This window comes from Mariniflexile sp. (assembly GCF_041583155.1).
Taxonomy (GTDB): Bacteria; Bacteroidota; Bacteroidia; order Flavobacteriales; family Flavobacteriaceae; genus Mariniflexile.
The window spans coordinates 1-20,985 of record NZ_JBFHGK010000058.1; the positions used below are offsets into that span (position 1 = coordinate 1).

13 protein-coding genes are annotated in these 20,985 nt (G+C 34.7%); 4 read left to right on the plus strand and 9 right to left on the minus strand.

Translation table 11 applies throughout. The annotated features are described in order from the left end of the window. From ABYI63_RS15485 to ABYI63_RS15510, 6 genes are all read right to left on the minus strand, one after another. On the minus strand, positions 1 to 614 hold a 614-nt coding region (locus tag ABYI63_RS15485), incomplete at its 3' end, for a M28 family peptidase (protein WP_372757617.1). A gap of 98 nt (positions 615 to 712) precedes the next feature. After that, entirely contained in the window at positions 713 to 2,524 is a 1,812-nt protein-coding gene (locus ABYI63_RS15490) for an acyl-CoA dehydrogenase family protein (protein WP_372757618.1), read from the minus strand. Positions 2,525 to 2,541: 17 nt separating this feature from the next. After that, positions 2,542 to 3,732, minus strand: a complete 1,191-nt coding sequence (locus ABYI63_RS15495) for an acetyl-CoA C-acyltransferase (protein WP_372757620.1) — start codon at positions 3,730 to 3,732, stop codon at positions 2,542 to 2,544. 80 nt (positions 3,733 to 3,812) lie between these two features. Continuing rightward, a complete protein-coding gene (locus ABYI63_RS15500; RefSeq protein ID WP_372757621.1) occupies positions 3,813 to 6,206 on the minus strand; it encodes a 3-hydroxyacyl-CoA dehydrogenase/enoyl-CoA hydratase family protein in 2,394 nt (797 codons plus the stop codon). 4 nt (positions 6,207 to 6,210) lie between these two features. Continuing rightward, the gene (locus ABYI63_RS15505) at positions 6,211 to 6,657 is read right to left on the minus strand and encodes a MarR family winged helix-turn-helix transcriptional regulator (protein ID WP_372757623.1); all 447 of its coding nucleotides are present in this window, start codon (positions 6,655 to 6,657) and stop codon (positions 6,211 to 6,213) included. A 206-nt stretch (positions 6,658 to 6,863) separates the two neighbouring features. Further along, positions 6,864 to 8,633 carry a long-chain fatty acid--CoA ligase gene (locus ABYI63_RS15510; RefSeq protein ID WP_372757625.1) on the minus strand — a complete coding sequence of 590 codons (1,770 nt, stop codon included), beginning with the start codon at positions 8,631 to 8,633 and terminating at the stop codon, positions 6,864 to 6,866. A gap of 454 nt (positions 8,634 to 9,087) precedes the next feature. On the opposite strand from ABYI63_RS15510, the gene pflB reads away from it, so the two are divergent. From pflB to ABYI63_RS15525, 3 genes are all read left to right on the plus strand, one after another. Beyond that, positions 9,088 to 11,313 (plus strand): formate C-acetyltransferase, encoded by a 2,226-nt coding sequence (gene pflB / locus ABYI63_RS15515; RefSeq protein ID WP_372757627.1) that lies wholly within the window; start codon positions 9,088 to 9,090, stop codon positions 11,311 to 11,313. A gap of 109 nt (positions 11,314 to 11,422) precedes the next feature. Then, positions 11,423 to 12,145, plus strand: a complete 723-nt coding sequence (gene pflA, locus ABYI63_RS15520; RefSeq protein ID WP_372757628.1) for a pyruvate formate-lyase-activating protein — start codon at positions 11,423 to 11,425, stop codon at positions 12,143 to 12,145. Between the two features lie 33 nt (positions 12,146 to 12,178). After that, entirely contained in the window at positions 12,179 to 12,958 is a 780-nt protein-coding gene (locus ABYI63_RS15525) for a formate/nitrite transporter family protein (protein WP_372757629.1), read from the plus strand. A gap of 144 nt (positions 12,959 to 13,102) precedes the next feature. Here ABYI63_RS15525 and ABYI63_RS15530 read toward each other — a convergent pair whose 3' ends face one another. Beyond that, positions 13,103 to 13,864, minus strand: coding sequence for a LuxR C-terminal-related transcriptional regulator (locus ABYI63_RS15530; RefSeq protein WP_372757631.1), 762 nt, complete (start codon positions 13,862 to 13,864; stop codon positions 13,103 to 13,105). 308 nt (positions 13,865 to 14,172) lie between these two features. On the opposite strand from ABYI63_RS15530, the gene ppdK reads away from it, so the two are divergent. Then, a complete protein-coding gene (gene ppdK / locus ABYI63_RS15535; protein WP_372757633.1) occupies positions 14,173 to 16,902 on the plus strand; it encodes a pyruvate, phosphate dikinase in 2,730 nt (909 codons plus the stop codon). A 117-nt stretch (positions 16,903 to 17,019) separates the two neighbouring features. Here the strand turns inward: ppdK and ABYI63_RS15540 are convergent, their stop codons facing one another. Both ABYI63_RS15540 and purL read right to left on the minus strand, forming a co-directional pair. Next, positions 17,020 to 18,426: a T9SS type A sorting domain-containing protein gene (locus tag ABYI63_RS15540; protein WP_372757635.1), complete on the minus strand. Its 1,407-nt coding sequence runs from the start codon at positions 18,424 to 18,426 to the stop codon at positions 17,020 to 17,022. A 78-nt stretch (positions 18,427 to 18,504) separates the two neighbouring features. Next, the coding region (gene purL / locus ABYI63_RS15545; protein WP_372757637.1) for a phosphoribosylformylglycinamidine synthase at positions 18,505 to 20,985 on the minus strand (2,481 nt) is incomplete at its 5' end.

Genomic DNA, 20,985 nt, shown 5'->3' on the forward strand with positions numbered 1-20,985 from the left:
ACGCCAATAATGTCCCATCCTTGTTTTTTGGCGTAAGCCGCAAGTCCAGCACCGCCAAATAGTCCTTGCTCTTCGCCAGATAAGCCAACATACACAATACTGTTTTCAAATTTATATTTTGAAAGTACTCTGGCGGCCTCTATAGTGCCCGCCATACCTGAGGCATTATCGTTGGCACCAGGAGCATCTGTTGTAAAATCCATGGTATCACTTGCGCGCGAGTCTATGTCTCCACTCATAATAATATATCTGTTAGGATATTTGCTGCCTTTTTGAATGGCTACTACATTAACAATCCAAGCATCATGTGGTACACGGTTGTTGCCTTTTTTTGTTACAAAATCTTTCTGATAAAACACATTTAGGCAATTATTACAATTACTGGATATGGATTCGAATTCCGATTTAATCCAACGTCTTGCAGCTCCAATACCTCTCGTTTTTGAAAGTGTATCGCTAAAGGTATTTCGTGTTCCAAAATTAACAAGCGTTTGTATGTCTTTTTCTATGCGTTTTTCTGATACGGCATCAATAATGTTGTATATGTTTTCATGATTTTGAGAAGTAGTAATATAAGTGATTAAAAATGTTATTAAAAAATATTGAAATTTCATGAGCGATTATTTTTTACTAAAATACTTAAAATTAAAAAGCGCTTCAAAATTTATTCTGAAACGCTTTTAGAAATTAGTTAGTCACTATAAAAGAAGGTTTAAAAACAATACTTGTTTTCTTTAATAACCTTGTTTGCTATAATATTTCTTAATTCGATAATGTTAGGCATGTTAATATATTTAATATAACGTTTTAATCCCATAAGCATCATACGTTGTTCATCGCCTGTTGAAAATGAAATAATAGAATGTTTTCCAGCCGTTTCAATAATATCAATAGCATGGAAAAGGTTTAATTTTGCCATTGCTATTTGTTCTTTAGTATTTTCTTCTCCAACTTTTTTAACCATTTTTTCGGCTCGTAGAATGGCAGATTCGGCTATATAGATTTGAATCAAAATATCGGAAGCGGCCAACATTAGCTGTTGCTGTTTTTCTATTGCTTCACCATATTTCTGTAAAGCTGCTCCAGAAACCATTAAAAATAATTTCTTAAGATTGATAATAATGCTTTTTTCTTCTGAAAATAATTCAGAATAATCAGGAACATCGAAAGAAGGAATACTTGTTAATTCATTGGCAACTTCTGTGGCTGGACCTAACAAATCCACATGACCTTTCATGGCTTTTTTTATCAGCATACCAATACTTAACATGCGGTTTATTTCGTTGGTTCCTTCATAAATTCTTGCAATACGCGCATCTCTCCATGCCGATTCTATTGGTGTATCCTCAGAAAAACCCATGCCTCCAAAAATTTGAATACCTTCATCGGTACAACGTTGGGTGTATTCTGAAACCGCTACTTTTAAAATAGAACATTCTATAGCATATTCTTCTACACCTTTAAGTTCTGCTTCTTGGTGGGTGTCTTTGCCATTTTTAAGACGAAGAGCTATGCGATCTTCAATATTTTTTGCAGCACGGTAACTGGCTGTTTCCCCAACCCAACAATTGGTTGCCATTTCAGCAATTTTTTGACGAATCGCACCAAAACTAGAAATAGGCGTGTTAAACTGAATACGTTCGTTAGCATATTTTACAGAAACTGAAATAACACGTCTTTGGGCATCTAAACAGGCAGCAGCAAGTTTTATTCTACCCACATTTAATGCATTCATGGCAATCTTAAATCCATTCCCTCTAGTTGAAAGCATATTTTCTACCGGAACAACGGTGTTATTAAAAAACACTTGTCTGGTTGAAGACGCACGAATACCTAGTTTATGTTCCTCTTCACCCATGGTAATGCCATTGGGGTTGTTTTTGTCGTATTCAACAATAAAACCAGTGATGTTTTTATCGTCTTCAATTCTTGCAAACACAATCATTAAATTACAAAAACCTGCGTTTGAAATCCACATTTTTTGTCCTGTGATGCTATAAGATTTTCCATCGGCAGATAAAACGGCTTTAGTTTTACCAGAATTAGCATCACTACCTGCGCTTGGTTCGGTTAAACAATAGGAGCCAAACCATTCTCCAGTAGCTAATTTAGGAACATATTTTTGTTTTTGCTCTTCCGTTCCGTACAGCGTTATTGGTAAAGTGCCAATTCCTGTATGTGCCCCAAAAGCCGTACTAAATGAGCCAGTTGCACCAGAAATATAATCACAAACCAACATAGTATCTACAAACCCCATGCCCATGCCTCCATATTCTGTAGGAACAGCGATGCTAAGAAATCCCATTTCACCTGCTTTTCGCATGCAAGACTCTGTTAAGGCATAATCTTTGGCTTCAAATCGTGGTTTATTTGGCCAAATTTCTCTGTCTACAAATTCTGTGACAGCTTCTTTCATCATTAATTGTTCTTCAGTGAAATCTTCAGGTGTGAAAATATCTTCACAATTAGTTTCTTTAACCAAGAATTGGCCACCTCTTAAAATATCTTTTTCTGTTGTTTCCATTCTTATTTAGTTGTTTATTAGTTTAAAAATTCAAAAATACCGCAAGCTCCTTGTCCTGTTCCCACACACATGGTAACAGCACCATATTTATTTTTCATGGTACGTTTTCGCATTTCATCAAACAATTGAACAGAAAGTTTTGCTCCGGTACACCCAAGGGGATGTCCTAATGCAATGGCACCACCATTTACATTTATGATATTTGGGTCTAGATTTAATTCTCTAATAACAGCTAGAGATTGGGAAGCGAAGGCTTCATTCAATTCGATTAAATCCAAATCATTTTGTTCAAGTCCTGCTAATTTTAAAGCTTTTGGAATTGCTTTTACAGGTCCAATACCCATAATTCGTGGTTCAACACCAGCAGCGGCATAACTTACTAAACGAGCAATAGGTTCCAGATTTAATTCTTTAACCATAGCTTCGCTCATGACCATTACAAATGCAGCACCATCACTCATTTGAGATGAGTTTCCAGCTGTTACACTTCCATTGGCCGCAAATACAGGTCGTAGTTTAGCCAATGCTTCAATATTTGTTCCGGCACGTGGTCCTTCATCAGTGGTTACTGTGTACGATTTTGTGGTTTTTTTTCCATCGGCATCAATATAAGTTTGATCTACATTTATAGGGACAATTTGATCTTTGAATCTGTTTTCTGCAAGCGCTTTTAAAGCTTTCATATGAGAATGATATGCAAATTCATCTTGATCTTCCCGAGAAATATTAAATTGGTTTGCTACGGCTTCCGCTGTATTACCCATGCCCCAATAATAATCTTGGTGTCCAGCTTTAATGGTATCGTAGTTTAATTCTGGTTTAAACCCCGTCATAGGAACGGAACTCATGCTTTCAGAACCACCAGCAATGATACATTCCGCCATGCCTGATTGTATTTTAGCTGCTGCAATTGCAATCGTTTCTAATCCTGAAGAACAAAAACGATTTACGGTAACTCCTGGTACATCCACACTATTTAATCCAATTAATGATATAAAACGAGCCATATTAAGACCTTGTGCACCTTCGGGCATTGCATTTCCAACTATAACGTCATCAATGCGTTTTACATCAAGATTTGGTAATTCTTTCATCATATATTGAATGGTTTCCGCACCCAATTCGTCTGCACGCTTAAAACGGAATACTCCTTTAGGGGCTTTACCAACCGCGGTTCTGTATGCTTTTACTATATATGCTTGTTTCATTTTTTAAGGGTTTTTAAGATGATTAGATTTTTTAGATGGTTAGATTTCTAAAATTTTTGAGATCTGATTATCTAATTTGTCTAGTTTCTAAGGGGTTTCCCTGTTTTTAACATATGCTGAATGCGTTCTAAAGTTTTACGTTCTGTACATAAACTTAAAAAGGCTTCACGCTCTAAGTCTAATAAATATTGTTCGTTTACTAGCGTAGGTTCGGATAAATCGCCACCAGCCATTACATAAGCTAGTTTGTTTGCGATTTTCATGTCATGCTCAGAAATATAATTACTATCTTTCATTGCATCAGTACCTACTAAAAACATACCTAAGGCTTGTTTTCCAAGTACTTTTACATCGCTACGTTTTACAGGTTGTGTATACCCTGAATCCGACAATAATTTAGCATACGCTTTAGCAGTGGCTATTTGTCGGTCTTTATTCACTACCACTATATCTTTACCATTTTGAAGTAAACCTAGGTCGAAAGCTTCGTAGGCTGAGGTTGCTACTTTAGCCATACCGATAGTTAAGAAATACTCTTGTAGCGTGTTTAATTCTACATCACCTTTTTTAAACGTATCGGATGCCCGTAATGCCATTTCTTTTGAACCACCACCACCAGGGATAACGCCTACACCAAATTCTACCAAACCTATATAAGTTTCAGCAGCAGCTACTACTTTATCAGCATGCATTGAAAGTTCACAACCACCACCTAGTGCCATGCCATGTGGCGCAGCAATGGTTGGAATGGCAGAATAACGCATACGCATCATGGTGTCTTGAAAATATTTTATAGCAGCATTTAACTCATCATATTCCTGTTCCACCGCCATCATAAAAATCATGCCTATATTCGCACCAACCGAGAAATTTGCAGCTTGATTTCCAATAACTAAACCAGCAAAATTCTTTTCAGCAATATCTATAGCTTTATTTAACCCAGCCAAAACATCACCACCAATCGTATTCATTTTAGATTGGAATTCACAGTTTAAAATGCCATCACCTAAATCTTCAATAACAACGCCCGAGTTTTTAAAGACTTCTTTTGTTTTTCGAATGTTATCTAAAATTATAAAGGCATCTTGCCCTGGTATTTTTTCTTGGTTTTTGGTAGGTATATCATAATAATAAGAAGCACCTTCTTTAATAGAATAAAACGATTTACTGCCAGAAGCGAGCATGTGGTTTACCCAAGCTGCAGGCTCTAAACCTTCGGCTATCATGATTTCAATACCATTTTCTACACCTATAGCATCCCAAATTTGAAAAGGGCCATGTTCCCAACCAAACCCTGCTTTCATGGCATCATCAATTTTATATAGTTCTTCGGTTATTTCAGGAATCCTGTTAGAAACGTAGGCGAACATGGCAGCAAAGTTTTTTCGGTAAAATTCGCCCGCTTTATCTTTTCCTGAAACTAAAACTTTATAGCGGTCTATTACCTTATCAATCGTTTTAGTTAAATCCAAGGTTGCGAAATGAGCTTTTTTAGAAGGCTTATATTCCATAGAATTTAAGTCCAATGCTAAAATTTCTTTCCCTTCTTTCTTATAAAAGCCTTGTCCTGTTTTACTTCCATACCATTTCTTTTCCATCATGGTATTAATGAAATCTGGAAGTTTAAAAAGTTCGTGCGCTTCGTCATTAGGGCAATTTTCGTAAATACCGTTTGCTACATGCACTAAGGTATCTAAACCCACAACATCAACTGTTCTAAAAGTAGCTGATTTTGGACGGCCTATAACCGGCCCTGTTAGTTTGTCAATTTCTTCAACGGTTAGTCCAAGAGATTTTACCTGGTGAAACAAACTTTGTATTCCAAATATACCAATACGATTTCCTATAAAGGCAGGCGTGTCTTTAGCAATTACCGATGTTTTTCCTAAGAATTGCTCGCCATAGCCATTTAAAAACTCTAAAACCGAAGCATCCGTTTTCGGGCCTGGTATAATTTCGAATAACTTTAAATAACGAGCAGGATTAAAAAAGTGTGTTCCACAGAAATGTTTCTGGAAATCTTCAGAACGTCCTTCACTCATGAAATGAATTGGAATTCCCGATGTATTGGATGTAATTAAAGTGCCTGGAGTGCGGTATTTTTCTAATGTTTCAAAAACACTTTTCTTGATATCTAAGCGTTCAACAACAACTTCCATAATCCAATCCACATTAGCAACTTTTGAAATATCATCTTCCAGATTTCCAGTAGTAATTCTTTGTGCAAAATCTGGATGATAAATAGGGGATGGCTTCGATTTTAATGATGCGGCTAGGGCATCATTTACCAATCTGTTTCTAACTATTTTACTTTCAAGTGTTAATCCTTTTGACTTTTCAGCATCATTCAATTCTTTAGGAACAATATCAAGTAATAACACATCAACACCAATATTAGCGAAATGGCACGCAATGCCACTTCCCATAATTCCGGAACCAATAATGGCTACTTTTTTAATTCGTCGTTTGCTCATTTTCTTATTTATCGTTTTGATCGTATATTTTTTTATTTTGAATTAGCTCATTTATTAAATCGGCTACTTCATAGAAGTTTTTTAGTTTTTCTTCTGAAATATTTTTTTTAATAGTTTCATTGAAAGTTAAAACCCGTTCTTTAGAATATTCTCTATTTTCAAGTCCGAATTCCGTAAGATGAATTATAACACCCCTACCATCATCCGGATTTGGTTTGCGTTCAATTAAACCTTTGGCTTCCATAGTTTTTAAAATTCTAGATAAACTGGTAGCTTCCATTCCCATTTTAGGGCCTAATGAGGTAGAGGGGGTTCCTTTTTCTTTATCTATACTTAGTAATGTGAAACCAGTAGCCATGGTGCTCCCAAATTTGGCAGCCTCTTCGTTATACATTTTCTGTACCGCAAGCCAAGTGGTTCTTAATATGTAATCTATGGTTCTATCTTTCATCTGCATTATTTAATAGTGTAAATTTGCAGCTGAGATTAGAATAAAAAGTCTGAATTTTTGTTTTTTGAAAAAGTGTTAAAATCTTTATCATTTCATAATTTTTTTCGTGGGTTATTCCAAATATATGAAATTTCATTATGCATGCATAATAAATTTAAAGAATTTTAAGACGCTTTATGTAATTTTTAACTAAAAAAAATATAAAGTTAAGATCTGTAAATTTTTTCGATAAGTTTTGCGTATTTTTCTTTAATCACTTTTCGTTTTAGTTTCATGGTAGGTGTTAAGTGACCTGCTTCAATAGACCAAACATCTGGCGTTATTTCGAATTTTTTTATTTGTTCCCAATTACCAAATTTTTTGTTAGCGATGTCTATTTCATTCTGAATACGCTCGTGTAATTTTGGGTTACTTACAATATCACTGCTGGATTTTAATTCAATGTTATGGCGTTTTCCCCATTCTTTAACAAAAGGAAAGTTTATTTGTATTAAAGCAGCTGGCATTTTTTCACCTTCTCCAATTACCATAATTTGTTCTATAAATCGGGATTGTTTAAACTCATTTTCCAATAGTGCTGGAGCCACGTACTTTCCGCCAGAGGTTTTAAACATTTCTTTTTTTCGGTCTGTTATTTTTAGGAAACCATCTTTATCAAATTCACCAATATCGCCCGTATGAAAGTAATCGCCTGTCATTACTTCGGCTGTTTTTTCTTCATCTTTAAAATAACCTAGCATCACGTTTGGACCTTTTACTAAGATTTCTCCATCCTCGGCAATTTTAACATCTACGTTATCAATTATTTTTCCAACGGTTCCTGCCCTAAACCCACCATTTCTCATATCATTAACCGATATAACGGGCGATGTTTCTGTGAGTCCATAACCCTCCATAATAGGTAAACCCGCAGCAGCAAAAACTTTGGTAAGCCTGGCTTGTAGTGCTGCACTACCCGAAACCATAATATCTAAATTTCCTCCCAAACCTTCTTGCCACTTGCTGAAAACAAGTTTTCTAGCAATTTTTAGTTGAAATTCGTACCACCAGCCATTTTTGCCATAAGGTTCAAATTTCATTCCAAGGTTTAAAGCCCAAAAGAATATCATTTTCTTTATACCAGTTAGCTCCATGCCTTTGGCAACGATTTTATCGTATACTTTTTCGTAAAGTCTTGGTACTGCAGTCATTACATTTGGGCGTACTTCCTTAAGGTTGTCGCTCATTTTTTCAATAGATTCTGCAAAATAAATTTCGACACCGCAATACATATATAAGTATAATATCATGCGTTCAAAAACATGACAAACAGGAAGGAAGCTTAAAGCTTTAGATTTCCCATATTGAAATGGTACACGTTTTTCACTATCTAAAACATTTGATACCAGGTTGTTGTGAGAAAGCATGACGCCTTTTGGTTTTCCTGTTGTTCCAGAAGTATATATTAAAGTAGCCAAATCAGAAGGGTTCACGGCGGCTTTAGTTGCCTCAACTTCACTTTGGTTACTTGTATCTTCACCTAATTTTAATACTTCCGACCAATGATTTTCATTCGCAATTGTATCAAAAGTATATATGTTTTTAAGTTTGGTTTTGTCCTTAATTGTGTTTAGTTTTTCAATAACTTCAGAATCAGATACAAAGCAATAAATGGATTCAGAATGATTAATTATATATTCATAGTCTTCCGAAGCAATGGTTGGATAAATTGGTACATTTTGAGCCCCCGTTTGTAAAATTCCAATATCCAATATGTTCCATTCCGTTCTATTTGTTGAGGAAATTACAGCAATTTTATCATTTGGTTTTACCCCTAAGCGCAACAAACCGCGACTTATGGCATTGGCTTGGGCTATAAATTCTTTAGTAGAAATAGATTTCCAAACGCCATCGTATTTAGATGTGAAGGCCTTGTCTAAATTATAAGTTTCTAATTGATGTTGAGGAAAATCGAAAATCCTAGAAATGTTGCTCATCAGTTTGTTGGGATTTAGTGGTAATGCAAAGTAATAAAAAAAAACGATTTACGAATATGTGTTTAAAATAGACTAGCTTTTATTAATGTTAAAAAAATAATATCCTATTATTTCTAATTATTAAAAATAGAATTGAATTGAAATGATTTTTACTTATTAAAAAGTTTCAAAGTTAAGAAGTAATTGCAGGAAATTTATATTAATTAACAAGGAGTTGGGTGAAAAATTTATTAATACCATGAATTTAATTGTTGCTTATTGTTGTTTTTTCAATAAATCGGTTAAAACGATGTGTTTTTTATTTTTATGTTGGGGTTTCGCAAACGTTTTCTTAGAAAAAATTAAAATTGGAAAGCTTAATTAATTGTGATTAACTGATAAATATCAGGTTTTTAATTAATAATGGGATTTATTTTTGCCCTCATAAAATATAAAAGGATAATAAATTTAATATATGAAAACTAAAACTTTTAACCCAGGTATTTGGACTGAAACCATTAATTTGAGAGACTTTGTTACTAAAAACATTACACCATACCATGGTACATATGACTTTTTGGTAGGGCCAAGTGAAAAAACCCTAAAATTATGGGAAATTTGTAAGCAAGCTACTAAAGAAGAAAGACAAAGAAATGGCGTTCGCTCTGTAGATACTGATGTTGTTTCTGGAATTAATGCTTTTAAAGCTGGTTATATTGATAAAGAGAACGAGGTAATTGTTGGTTTACAAACTGATGAATTATTAAAAAGATCAATGAAACCTTACGGTGGCTTCAAAGTGGTTGAAAAAGCTTTGTCTGAGCATGGATTAAAACCAAACGATCAACTTTCAGAATTATTCACAAAATATGTGAAATCACATAATGATGGTGTTTTTGATGCTTACACTGATGAAATTAGAAAATTCCGTTCATTAGGATTTTTAACAGGTTTACCTGATAATTATGCTCGTGGTAGAATTATTGGTGATTACCGTAGAATTGCTTTATATGGTATTGCACGATTAATAGAAGCTAAAAAACAAGATTTAGCCAATATTACTGGTCCAATGAGTGATAACATCATTCGTTTACGTGAGGAAGTGTCAGAGCAAATTAAAGCATTAAAAGAGATAGCTGAAATGGGTAAATCTTACGGTTTAGATTTAACTCGTCCTGCCGAAAATGCTCAGGAAGCAGTACAATGGACTTACATGTCTTACTTAGCAGCTGTAAAAGAACAAGATGGTGCAGCAATGTCTTTAGGAAATGTATCTTCATTCTTAGATATCTTTATCCAAAGAGATTTAGAAGCAGGTTTAATTACTGAAGTAGAAGCACAAGAATATATCGATCAATTCGTAATGAAATTACGTATGGTGCGTCACTTAAGAATGGAAGCTTATGATGAAATTTTTGCGGGTGATCCAACTTGGGTAACTGAAGCCATTGGGGGTATGTTAGAAGATGGAAGAACTAAGGTTACTAAAACCTCTTTCCGTTTCTTAAATACGTTATACAATTTAGGAGCTTCACCAGAACCAAATATTACGATATTATGGTCTGAAAAATTACCTCAAAACTTTAAAAATTATTGCGCTAAAGTTTCTATTGATACGTCTTCAATTCAGTTTGAAAATGACGATTTAATGAGAAACAAACGAGGGTCTGATGATTACGGTATTGCTTGTTGTGTATCTTTCCAAGAATTAGGAAAATCTATTCAATTCTTTGGTGCGCGTACTAATTTAGCTAAAACCTTATTATTAGCAATAAACGGTGGTCGTTGCGAATTTACTGGAACACAAATGATTGAAGGTATTGAAGAATGTGCTGACGAATATTTAGATTTCGATAAAGTAATGACTAATTTTAGAATTGCTATGAAAGAAGTTGCTAGAGTGTATAACGATTCTATGAATATTATTCACTATATGCATGATAAATATTATTACGAAAAAGCTCAAATGGCCTTAATTGATACCAATCCAAGTATTAACATTGCTTACGGTATCGCAGGATTATCAATTGTAGCCGATTCTTTATCTGCAATTAAATATGCTAAAGTTAAGCCAATTAGAAATGAAGAAGGTTTAACAGTAGATTTCCAAATTGAAGGTGAATTTCCAAAATATGGAAATGATGACGATCGCGTAGATTTCTTAGCAAGTAATGCGGTTGCAGAATTCAATAACGAATTAAAGAAATTACCAGTTTATAAAGATGCAGAACCAACAATGTCTGTTTTAACCATCACATCAAACGTGTCTTACGGTAAAAAAACAGGAGCAACACCAGATGGTAGAGCTCAAGGAATTCCATTTGCACCTGGTGCAAACCCAATGCATGGTCGCGATTGTAATGGCGCTATTGCTTCTTTAAATTCAGTATCTAAAATTAATTACGACGACTCTAAAGATGGGATTTCTAATACCTTCTCAATCGTACCAAAATCTTTAGGTTCAGATGAAGAAGAGCAAATTGAAAACTTAGCAACTACTTTAGATGGTTATTTCTCTAGAAATGCACAACATTTAAATGTGAATGTTTTAAATAAAGAAATGTTGTTAGATGCTATGGAAAATCCAGATGACTATCCACAATTAACAATACGTGTTTCTGGCTATGCAGTTAACTTTGTTCGCTTAACAAAAGAACAACAGTTAGAAGTTATAACACGTTCATTCCACGAATCTTTGTAATATTATAATAGTATATTTGGCGATGAAAGCGTAATAGTTGCGCTTTCATTGCTGATTACTAACATAATAAAAAAAGAAAATTATCAAAACAGAAGTAAACACATTAAGAGTGCATTCGATTGAATCGTTTGGAACTCATGACGGTCCAGGAATTCGTTGGGTAGTTTTTTTACAAGGATGTAAACTAAAATGTTTGTATTGCCATAATCCTGATACTATTGAAACATCAGGTGGAACAGAGTACGATATAGAAGAACTTGTTCAAATGGCACTTAAAATGAAGCCTTATTTTGGTACAAAAGGCGGGGTTACTGTATCTGGAGGCGAACCATTATTGCAAGCCAAAGAAATAATTCCCTTCTTTAAGCGATTAAAAGAAGAAGGTATTCATACAAACATTGATACTAACGGAAGAGTTTTAAACAGTTTTTCAAAAGATCTTTTAGACAATTATACCGATTTGGTAATGCTTGATATTAAGCACATGACTGAAGAAGGGTATCAGTCCTTAACAGGTGTTAAAGGAAAAGAAACAACATTTCGTTTCGCAGAGCACAGAGAGGCTTCTGGTAAAGCTATGTGGCTGCGTTATGTGTTAATCCCAGGTTTAACCAATCAACCAGAATTATTACACGCTTTGGGGAAATGCTTTAGAGATTATGAAACTATTGAAAAAATTGAAATTCAGCCGTATCACAAATTAGGCGTTCATAAATGGGAAGCTTTAGGTTGGGATTACCAATTAAAAGATGCTCGGGAAAATACGCCAGAAGAATTAATAGCAGCATCAGATATTTTAAAAAAGTACTTTAAAAAAGTAAAAGTGAATTAAATATTGATGTTGAAATCATCAAAATAATATTGAATGAATAGCCCTAAGGAAGTTATTGAGATAGTTAGTGTATTAGCACAAAATAAAGGAGCTTACAAAATAAGAAAAACATTAATACTGGCATTTTTAGCAGGGGCTTATATAGCTTTTGGCGGATTGTTGGCCATTGTTGTTGGAGGCGGGTCGCCAGAATTGGCTGCCAGCAATCCAGGAATAACCAAGTTTCTTTTTGGTGCGATGTTTCCTGTTGGACTTATCTTGGTTGTTGTAGTGGGTGCTGAACTTTTTACTGGCAATAATGCCTACTTTGTTCCCAATGTTTTAAGTAAAAAACAAAGCATTAATGCGGTACTTAAAAACTGGGGCTTAGTATATATTGGGAATTTTATTGGTGCTGTTTTTGTTGCTTTTTTTATTACCCATTTAACGCATTTAGTAAGTGATGCGCCGTTTTCTGAATCGGTTCGAAATGTGGCTATGACAAAAACGAGCCATACTTTTTTAGTTACTTTTCTAAAAGGCATTGGTGCTAACTGGTTGGTATGTTTGGCCGTTTGGCAAGGCATGGCAGCCAAGGATACTGTTGGTAAAATATTTGGTATTTGGCTACCAGTTATGGCCTTTGTAACCTTAGGTTTTGAGCATAGTATTGCGAATATGTATTTTATTCCACTAGCTATTTTTGAAGGAGCCCCAATTACTTGGATGCATTTTTTTGAAAGCAATTTGATTCCAGCTACGCTAGGTAACATTGTTGGCGGTGTCATTTTTGTGGGTATGCCATATGGTTATTTATTCGGGAAGAAGAATTAAATATTATTATCCTTTAATATAGAAAATCCTGGTTTCAAATACTTGAAATCGGGATTTTTGCTTTTTAATAATCTAATTTGTTGTTAAGTTTTCAGATGATTGGAAAGGTTTTTTTATTTTCTGCTTCTTCTGGAGTGGTTTTAATTAAATTAATCCTTGAATTAAACTTTTGTTAATCAAATCTACAGAGTTTTTGCACCCCGACTTAAAATAGATATTATTACGATGTTTTTTCACCGTTCCAGTGCTTATTTTCAATTTATCGGCAATTTCCTTGTTGGATAGTCCTTCCGCTATCGCTTTAATTATGTCAATCTCTCTATTTGTAAAAGCAGTGCACTGGTCACTACCAGCAGCGATTTCAATATTAACAAAAGAGGATTCATTTTTTAGGCTCAATAAAGAAATTGTATTGTTGTGCTTTGTGGCAATATGGTTAATATTTGTGTGGATATTTAATGCTTTTCCAAATTTACCATTTTCATCAACGGTTAATACAATAGCTTGATGATTAAGTAATTCGTAATCACCATTCTTCATCTTGCTTCTAAAGGAGAAATTAGTTTTATAATCCAGAATATTAATTTTCTTAAATTTGTTATATAGAATATCAATACTGGTTGCTTCTGCCTTTGCAACAAATTCCATGTCATTTGGATGTATCGTTCCTATTATATCATCAAAGGTCACGGTTTCTGGGTCAAACCCATGTATGTCTCGAATGGAAGGGCTTACATGAGATAAAGACATATCAAAAAAATCAATAATGTAATAATAAAATGGACCAACGCTAACAATGGAACTTATAAGCGCTTCAAAATCTAAATTGGGTAAATCCGTGTTTTGATCAGCGGTTTTTTTGCCGTTTTCCCAAACTAATTTTAGCTTATTGATATCGCTATTCATAAATTTATTAGTTTAAGTTATAATCACGTTAATTTACTACAAAAGATCATAGTTTTTACATAGCGGCATCGATTTTCTATAAGCTTTCTTGTTTTTCCTTCTTCATAAGTTCAGAATTGTGCTTAATAATTTTACTAACACTTTTGTCTAATTTCATAACATGGAAATTTTCCTATAATTTAGGCTGTCTTTAAACAGTTGTTTTTGAGAGAATTGATTTATGTTTTATGATTTTTATCATGGAATTTTTCACTTATTAAAGTTAAATTTATGTAGTTTTTATTAGTAGGAATTTAAAATATCATATCATGGAAATACCTGTAAATGTAAAAATGCGTGTCTATAAATTCGGTAACAAAGCAGCCGATGGAAATAGTAAGATGAAAAATCTTTTGGGTGGTAAAGGGGCTAATTTAGCTGAAATGAGTGCCATTGGAATACCAGTGCCTCCTGGATTTACAATAACTACCGAGGTTTGTACCGAGTATAATTTATTAGGTAAAGATGCCATTGTAGAGATGATAAAAGAGGAGGTAGAAACATCCATATTTAATATTGAAAATTTAATGGGTACATCTTTTGGTGATAAAGAGAATCCATTGTTAGTTTCCGTGCGTTCTGGTGCCAGAGTTTCCATGCCTGGAATGATGGATACAGTTTTAAATTTGGGGTTAAATGATGAGGTTGTTTTAGGATTAGCTAAAAAAACTAATAATGAACTATTTGCATGGGATTCTTATAGAAGGTTTATTCAAATGTATGGAGGTGTAGTTTTAGGAATGAAGCCGGAATCCAAAGAAGATATCGATCCGTTTGAAGAAATTATGGAACATCTAAAGGAGAAGCGTGGGATAAAACTAGATACAGAGTTTACAGTTCAGGATTTAAAGGATTTAGTATATGATTTTAAGGATGCCGTAAAAAAGCGAACAGGACATGATTTCCCAACAAACCCATGGGATCAGCTATGGGGTGCTGTTATTGCGGTATTCAATAGTTGGAAAGGTGATAGAGCTGTTTACTACCGAAAAATGCATGGCTATCCAGCCGATTGGGGTACTGCAGTGAATGTACAAGCCATGGTTTACGGTAATATGGGGAATAACTCCGGAACAGGTGTTTGCTTTACTCGCGATGCTGGTACGGGTGAGGATGTCTTTAATGGTGAATATTTAATTAATGCACAAGGTGAAGATGTCGTAGCAGGTACTAGAACGCCACAGCAAATAACCAAATTAGGCTCCATGCGTTGGGCAGAACTAGCAAAAGTAGATGAAGAAGACCGATTAAAAAATTATCCGTCCTTAGAGGAGTTAATGCCTAAAATATATTCAGAATTAAATGGCTATCAAGAAAAATTAGAAATTCATTATAAAGACATGCAAGATATGGAGTTTACTATTCAAGATGGTAAACTTTGGATTTTACAAACTCGTAACGGTAAACGTACCGGTGCTGCTATGGTTAAAATTGCCATGGATATGTTTAAGCAAGGTTTAATTACCGAAAAAGAAGCGCTTTTACGTATTGAACCAAGTAAATTAGATGAACTATTACACCCTGTATTCGATCCTAAAGCTTTAAGTAATGCTAAAGTTATAGCTCAAGGCTTGCCAGCATCTCCTGGCGCTGCCACAGGGCAAATTGTATTTTTTGCGGATGAAGCAAATAAATATAAATACACCATTTTAGCACGTATTGAAACCTCACCAGAAGATTTAGAAGGTATGAATATTGCCAGAGGTATTTTAACAGCTCGAGGTGGTATGACTTCGCATGCGGCAGTTGTTGCTCGAGGTATGGGTAAGTGCTGTATTTCAGGGGCAGGCGCTTTAAAAATTAACTATAAAACTAGAACCTTAAAAGTTGATGATAAAGTATATCATGAAGGCGATTGGATTTCTTTAAATGGATCTACAGGTAATATAATAGAAGGAAAAGTGGCAACTAGCGAACCTGAATTAAGTGGTGAGTTTGCTGAACTAATGAAATTATCAGATAAATATGCTACCATGCAGGTAAGAACGAATGCCGACACGCCTAATGATGCTAAAATAGCCCGTAGTTTTGGTGCTCAGGGTATTGGATTAACACGAACTGAACATATGTTTTTTGAAGTAGATCGTATTAAAGCGATGCGAGAAATGATTTTATCAGATACCGTAATAGGCCGAAAACATGCTCTGGAAATTTTGTTACCAATGCAACGTGCCGATTTTGAAGGTATCTTTGAAGCCATGCAAGGGCTTCCGGTAACCGTTCGATTACTTGATCCACCGTTACACGAGTTCGTGCCTCATCAATTGGAAACCCAGCGTAGTTTAGCCGAGGATATGCATATTACATTGGAAGCGGTTAAAATTAAAGTAGCCGAATTAGAAGAGTTTAACCCCATGTTAGGACATCGTGGTTGCCGTTTAGGAATTACCTATCCAGAGATTACCGAAATGCAAACTAGAGCGGTTATTGAAGCTGCACTAAACTTAAAAGAACGTGGTATTACTGCAAAACCCGAAATTATGGTGCCATTAATTGGTACACTTACAGAGTTTGAAAGTCAGAAAGCGGTAATTGAGGAAACTGCAAATAAAGTCTTTGAAGAACGAAATGATTCTATTGCCTATTCTATTGGTACCATGATAGAAATACCAAGAGCCGCGTTAATTGCAAATAAAATTGCAGAACATGCTGATTTCTTCTCATTTGGAACCAACGATTTAACGCAAATGGCATTTGGGTATTCTAGAGATGATGCTAGTAAATTCTTGCCAATTTATTTAGAAAAAGGTATTTTAAAAGTGGATCCGTTTGAAGTGTTAGATCAAGAAGGTATTGGTCAGTTAGTTGAAATGGCAACCGAACGTGGTAGAAGCGTAAAACCTAATTTGAAAGTGGGCATTTGTGGCGAGCATGGAGGAGATCCTAGCTCGGTTGAATTCTGTTACAGAACAGGTTTGAATTATGTAAGCTGTTCTCCTTATCGAGTGCCAATTGCACGATTAGCCTCTGCCCAAGCAGCCATAAAAGCAACTTTGTGATTTTTTATTTTATTATTTTGTTGAATTTAAAACCCCAAAACAGCATCCTTGTTTTGGGGTTTTGTTATTAGATTGTGATAAATCTGGGTGTGTTTTGTCGTTGATTTTTAACCGTTTTTACTCCTTTATAAATCTAAAAGTTTCAACAATATCATTTTCTCGAATTTTCAAAATGTAAACGCCTGAAATTAAATTGGAAATAGAAATGGTATTAGTGTCATTTGAAACGCCTTCAGAAATTAACTTTCCAGCGTAATCAAATATGAAATAGTTGTAATTTGTTAATGAAAGATTTTTAAAATTTATAATATCAACCGAAGGGTTAGGGTACACATAAGGTTTATCTGATAATTCAGTTGCTAGTATAGACTCCATGGCTAACACAGTTTTACTTTCAATTAGTTCGGTTTTTTTGCAAGCAACTTCTATATAAGGTTCTAATTCATTACTGTCATATATTTTTTCAAAACCCAAATCTTTGGATTTTTGTAAATGTTCGCATGCTTTATTGTAATCGCCGGTTTCAAAATAAATAATACCAAGGTTTCGGTGGGTATATGGATTATCTTTATTGATGCTTAACGCTTCTTCTAAATCGGCAATACCTTTGTTTGTTTCACCTAATTTATGATACAAAAATCCCCGAGTAGTCCATAAATCTCTATATGTGGAACCTATACTATGTTCATAAATATTAGCTTCTTGTTTTAAAGCAATGGTAATATGATTCATGGCTTTTTCATAATTGCCTAAGTCGGTGTAAGCGATGGCCAACCCCCAATTGGCAAACGAGTGGTTGGGTAGCATATTAATAGCCTTATTGTAATATTCTATACCCAATCTATAGTTTTTAGTCCATACCAAATAATTGCCTAAATTATAGTATAATCTGCTTTCTTTTGGCGATGTTTTTATGGATTTTAATTTATAATGAATGCAATGATTTTCCATTTCGAAAACCGAATAAATGGTGGCGAGGTTATCATAAACAGAAGCCAATACTTTTTCTGGAATATCTTTTTCATGATATACTTTAAAAAACTGCTTTTCAAGATATTTTAAATCATTTAAAGCCAATGTATAATCACCCAGATTTACACGGATATTGGCTCGAATGAAAATGTTCTTTAAACTTCTTGGGTTTTCCTTTAATTTTTCATTTATAACCTTAAGTTCTGCATGGTGTTTTTTTACTTTTTCTTCGTTTTTTTTATTGAATTCAATTTTATGATCGATGCGTTCAATGAGTTCGCCTCTTAAAAAATTCCAAGTAGTTAATTTTTCACCAGAAATATTGTACTTGAAAGATAAACCGTTGAAATGGCCTTTATTATAATGAAAGCTCTCAAATAACTCCCCCGTATTATAGTAGGTTTTTAAGCTGTCTAATTTGTTATCATCACTATACCATTTTTCAATAGCCACAATGCTGTCCTTAAAATAATAACGTTTAATACCATCATCCTCTTGTGCACTATGGAGAAACGGTATGCATAAAATACCAATAAAAACTAAAATTCTCATTTGGAAATTAAAATTGGTTGAAAATAAAAAAGCTCCTACTAAAGTAAGAGCTTTTTCTTGAATTTTATCAATAAATTCTTATTTGTTTTCTAGCCATAATCTAGCATTCACAAACGCTTCTAACCAAGGTGATACTTCGTCTTTACGACCTTGTGGGTAATTTGCCCAATTCCATTGGAAGGTAGAACGCTCAATATGTGGCATGGTTACTAAATGGCGCCCTGTTTTATCGCATAGCATCGCGGTGTTAAAATCGGAACCATTTGGGTTATGTGGGTATTCTGCGTAAGCGTATTTAGCAACAATTTGGTATTTGTCCTCCGAATAAGGTAGTTTGAATTTACCTTCGCCATGCGAAATCCAAACACCTAATGTCGATCCTGCTAAAGATGAAAGCATCACAGAATTGTTTTCTTGAATTTTTACTGAAGTAAAGTTGCTTTCGTGTTTATGCGAATCGTTATGAACCATTTTACCATGAACCTCGTGTTCCGGATTGATGAGGTCTAACTCCATCCACAATTGGCAACCATTACAAATTCCAACTGATAAGGTGTCTTCTCTTTTGAAGAAATCCTGAATCACTTTATTGGCTTTCTCATTGTATTTGATGGCACCTGCCCAACCTTTTGCAGAACCAAGTACATCAGAATTACTAAAACCTCCAACAGCGCCTAAAAACTGAATATCTTCTAAAGTTTCACGACCCGAAATTAAATCGGTCATGTGTACATCTTTCACATCAAAACCTGCTAAATACATAGCGTTTGCCATTTCGCGCTCTGAGTTACTTCCTTTTTCGCGAAGAATTGCTGCTTTTGGTCTATTTGATGGTGTTTCAGGTAACTTTCCTGTGAAATGACTAGGGAATGTATATGCTAAAGGCTGATTTTTATAATTGTTGAAACGCGCTTCAGCTAAATTGTTAGCAGTTTGTTTTTGGTCTAAAAGGAAAGATGTTTTATACCAAGTATCTCGATAACTATTTATGGAAATCCCACCGATGCTTTCATTGTTACCCTTAACATCGTTTAAATTATTTACTACAGTAAGATATCCATTTGAATTTACCTTGCCGATTTTTTTAAATTTGATTTTCTTAACATTTAAAAATTCTTCAGCATATAAATCATTCTTAACCTGAAACACAATTCCAGCATTTTCAGCAAATAAAACTTTTATGATATCTTTCTCTCCAAGAGAGGTTATGTTAATATCAGCTCCTAAATCAGTATCAGCAAAACATAACTCCAATAAAGTGGTAATTAATCCACCAGAAGCCACATCATGTCCTGCAACGATTTGTTGGTCTTTTATTAATTTTTGAATCGTGTTGAAAACGGTTTTAACATACGCCGCACTTTTAACGGTAGGAGCATCGTTTCCAATTTTATTTAATATTTGAGCGAAAGAACTGCCTCCTAATTTAAAATCGTCTTGTGAAATGTTGATATAGTAAATACTTCCTGCATTTTTTTGCAAAACAGGTTCTACAACATTGCTAATATCATTACAATTTCCTGCTGCCGAAATAATAACCGTTCCAGGAGATAATACATCACCATCAGGATATTTCTGCTTCATAGAAAGTGAATCTTTTCCTGTTGGAACATTGATACCTAAATCGATCGCAAATTCTGAAACCGCTTCAACCGCTTCATACAAACGGGCATCTTCACCTTCATTTTTGCAAGGCCACATCCAGTTTGCCGAAAGTGAAACCGATTTCAATTCGTCTTTTAATGGCGCCCAAATAATGTTTGTTAACGCTTCGGTAATGGCATTTCTGCTTCCCGCCACCGGATTGATTAAACCAGAAATAGGCGAGTGCCCAATAGAGGTTGCAATCCCTTCTTTTCCTTTGTAGTCTAACGCCATTACACCCACATTATTTAGTGGTAATTGTAATGGGCCAGCGCATTGTTGTTTAGCTACTTTTCCACCAACACAACGGTCTACTTTATTTGTTAACCAGTCTTTGCATGCTACAGCTTCCAATTGTAAAACCTGTTCTAAATAGTCATGGAATTTATCGGAATTATAGCTTAAATCGTTGTAATTTCTTTTAATGGTTGTATCGGTCATGATGGTTTTTGGCGAACTACCAAACATATCTTCCATCGCTAAATCCATTGGTTTATGACCGTTGGTTTTAGACTCGAATGTAAATCTATCATCACCCGTAACATCCCCAACGGTGTACATAGGGGAGCGCTCGCGTTCTGCAATACGTTGTAAGATATCGATATGCTCTTTGTCAATCACCAAGCCCATACGTTCTTGCGATTCGTTCCCAATAATTTCTTTATCAGATAGGGTAGGGTCACCAACAGGAAGTGCGTCTAAATCTATTTTTCCACCGGTATCTTCAACCAATTCCGATAAACAATTTAAATGACCACCAGCACCATGATCGTGAATAGAAACTATGAAGTTTTCGTCGCTTTCAACCATACCACGAATGGCATTGGCTGCACGTTTTTGCATTTCTGGGTTGGAACGTTGTACGGCATTCAGTTCGATACCTGATGCAAACTCACCAGTATCGGCACTCGATAC

Bases quoted from the DNA above. Each gene is read 5' to 3' on its own strand.
- ABYI63_RS15490 (WP_372757618.1), bottom strand. From the start codon at position 2,524: ATGGAAACAACAGAAAAAGATATTTTAAGAGGTGGCCAATTCTTGGTT.
- ABYI63_RS15495 (WP_372757620.1), bottom strand. From the start codon at position 3,732: ATGAAACAAGCATATATAGTAAAAGCATACAGAACCGCGGTTGGTAAA.
- ABYI63_RS15500 (WP_372757621.1), bottom strand. From the start codon at position 6,206: ATGAGCAAACGACGAATTAAAAAAGTAGCCATTATTGGTTCCGGAATT.
- ABYI63_RS15505 (WP_372757623.1), bottom strand. From the start codon at position 6,657: ATGAAAGATAGAACCATAGATTACATATTAAGAACCACTTGGCTTGCG.
- ABYI63_RS15510 (WP_372757625.1), bottom strand. From the start codon at position 8,633: ATGAGCAACATTTCTAGGATTTTCGATTTTCCTCAACATCAATTAGAA.
- pflB (WP_372757627.1), top strand. From the start codon at position 9,088: ATGAAAACTAAAACTTTTAACCCAGGTATTTGGACTGAAACCATTAAT.
- ABYI63_RS15525 (WP_372757629.1), top strand. From the start codon at position 12,179: ATGAATAGCCCTAAGGAAGTTATTGAGATAGTTAGTGTATTAGCACAA.
- ABYI63_RS15530 (WP_372757631.1), bottom strand. From the start codon at position 13,864: ATGAATAGCGATATCAATAAGCTAAAATTAGTTTGGGAAAACGGCAAA.
- ppdK (WP_372757633.1), top strand. From the start codon at position 14,173: ATGGAAATACCTGTAAATGTAAAAATGCGTGTCTATAAATTCGGTAAC.
- ABYI63_RS15540 (WP_372757635.1), bottom strand. From the start codon at position 18,426: ATGAGAATTTTAGTTTTTATTGGTATTTTATGCATACCGTTTCTCCAT.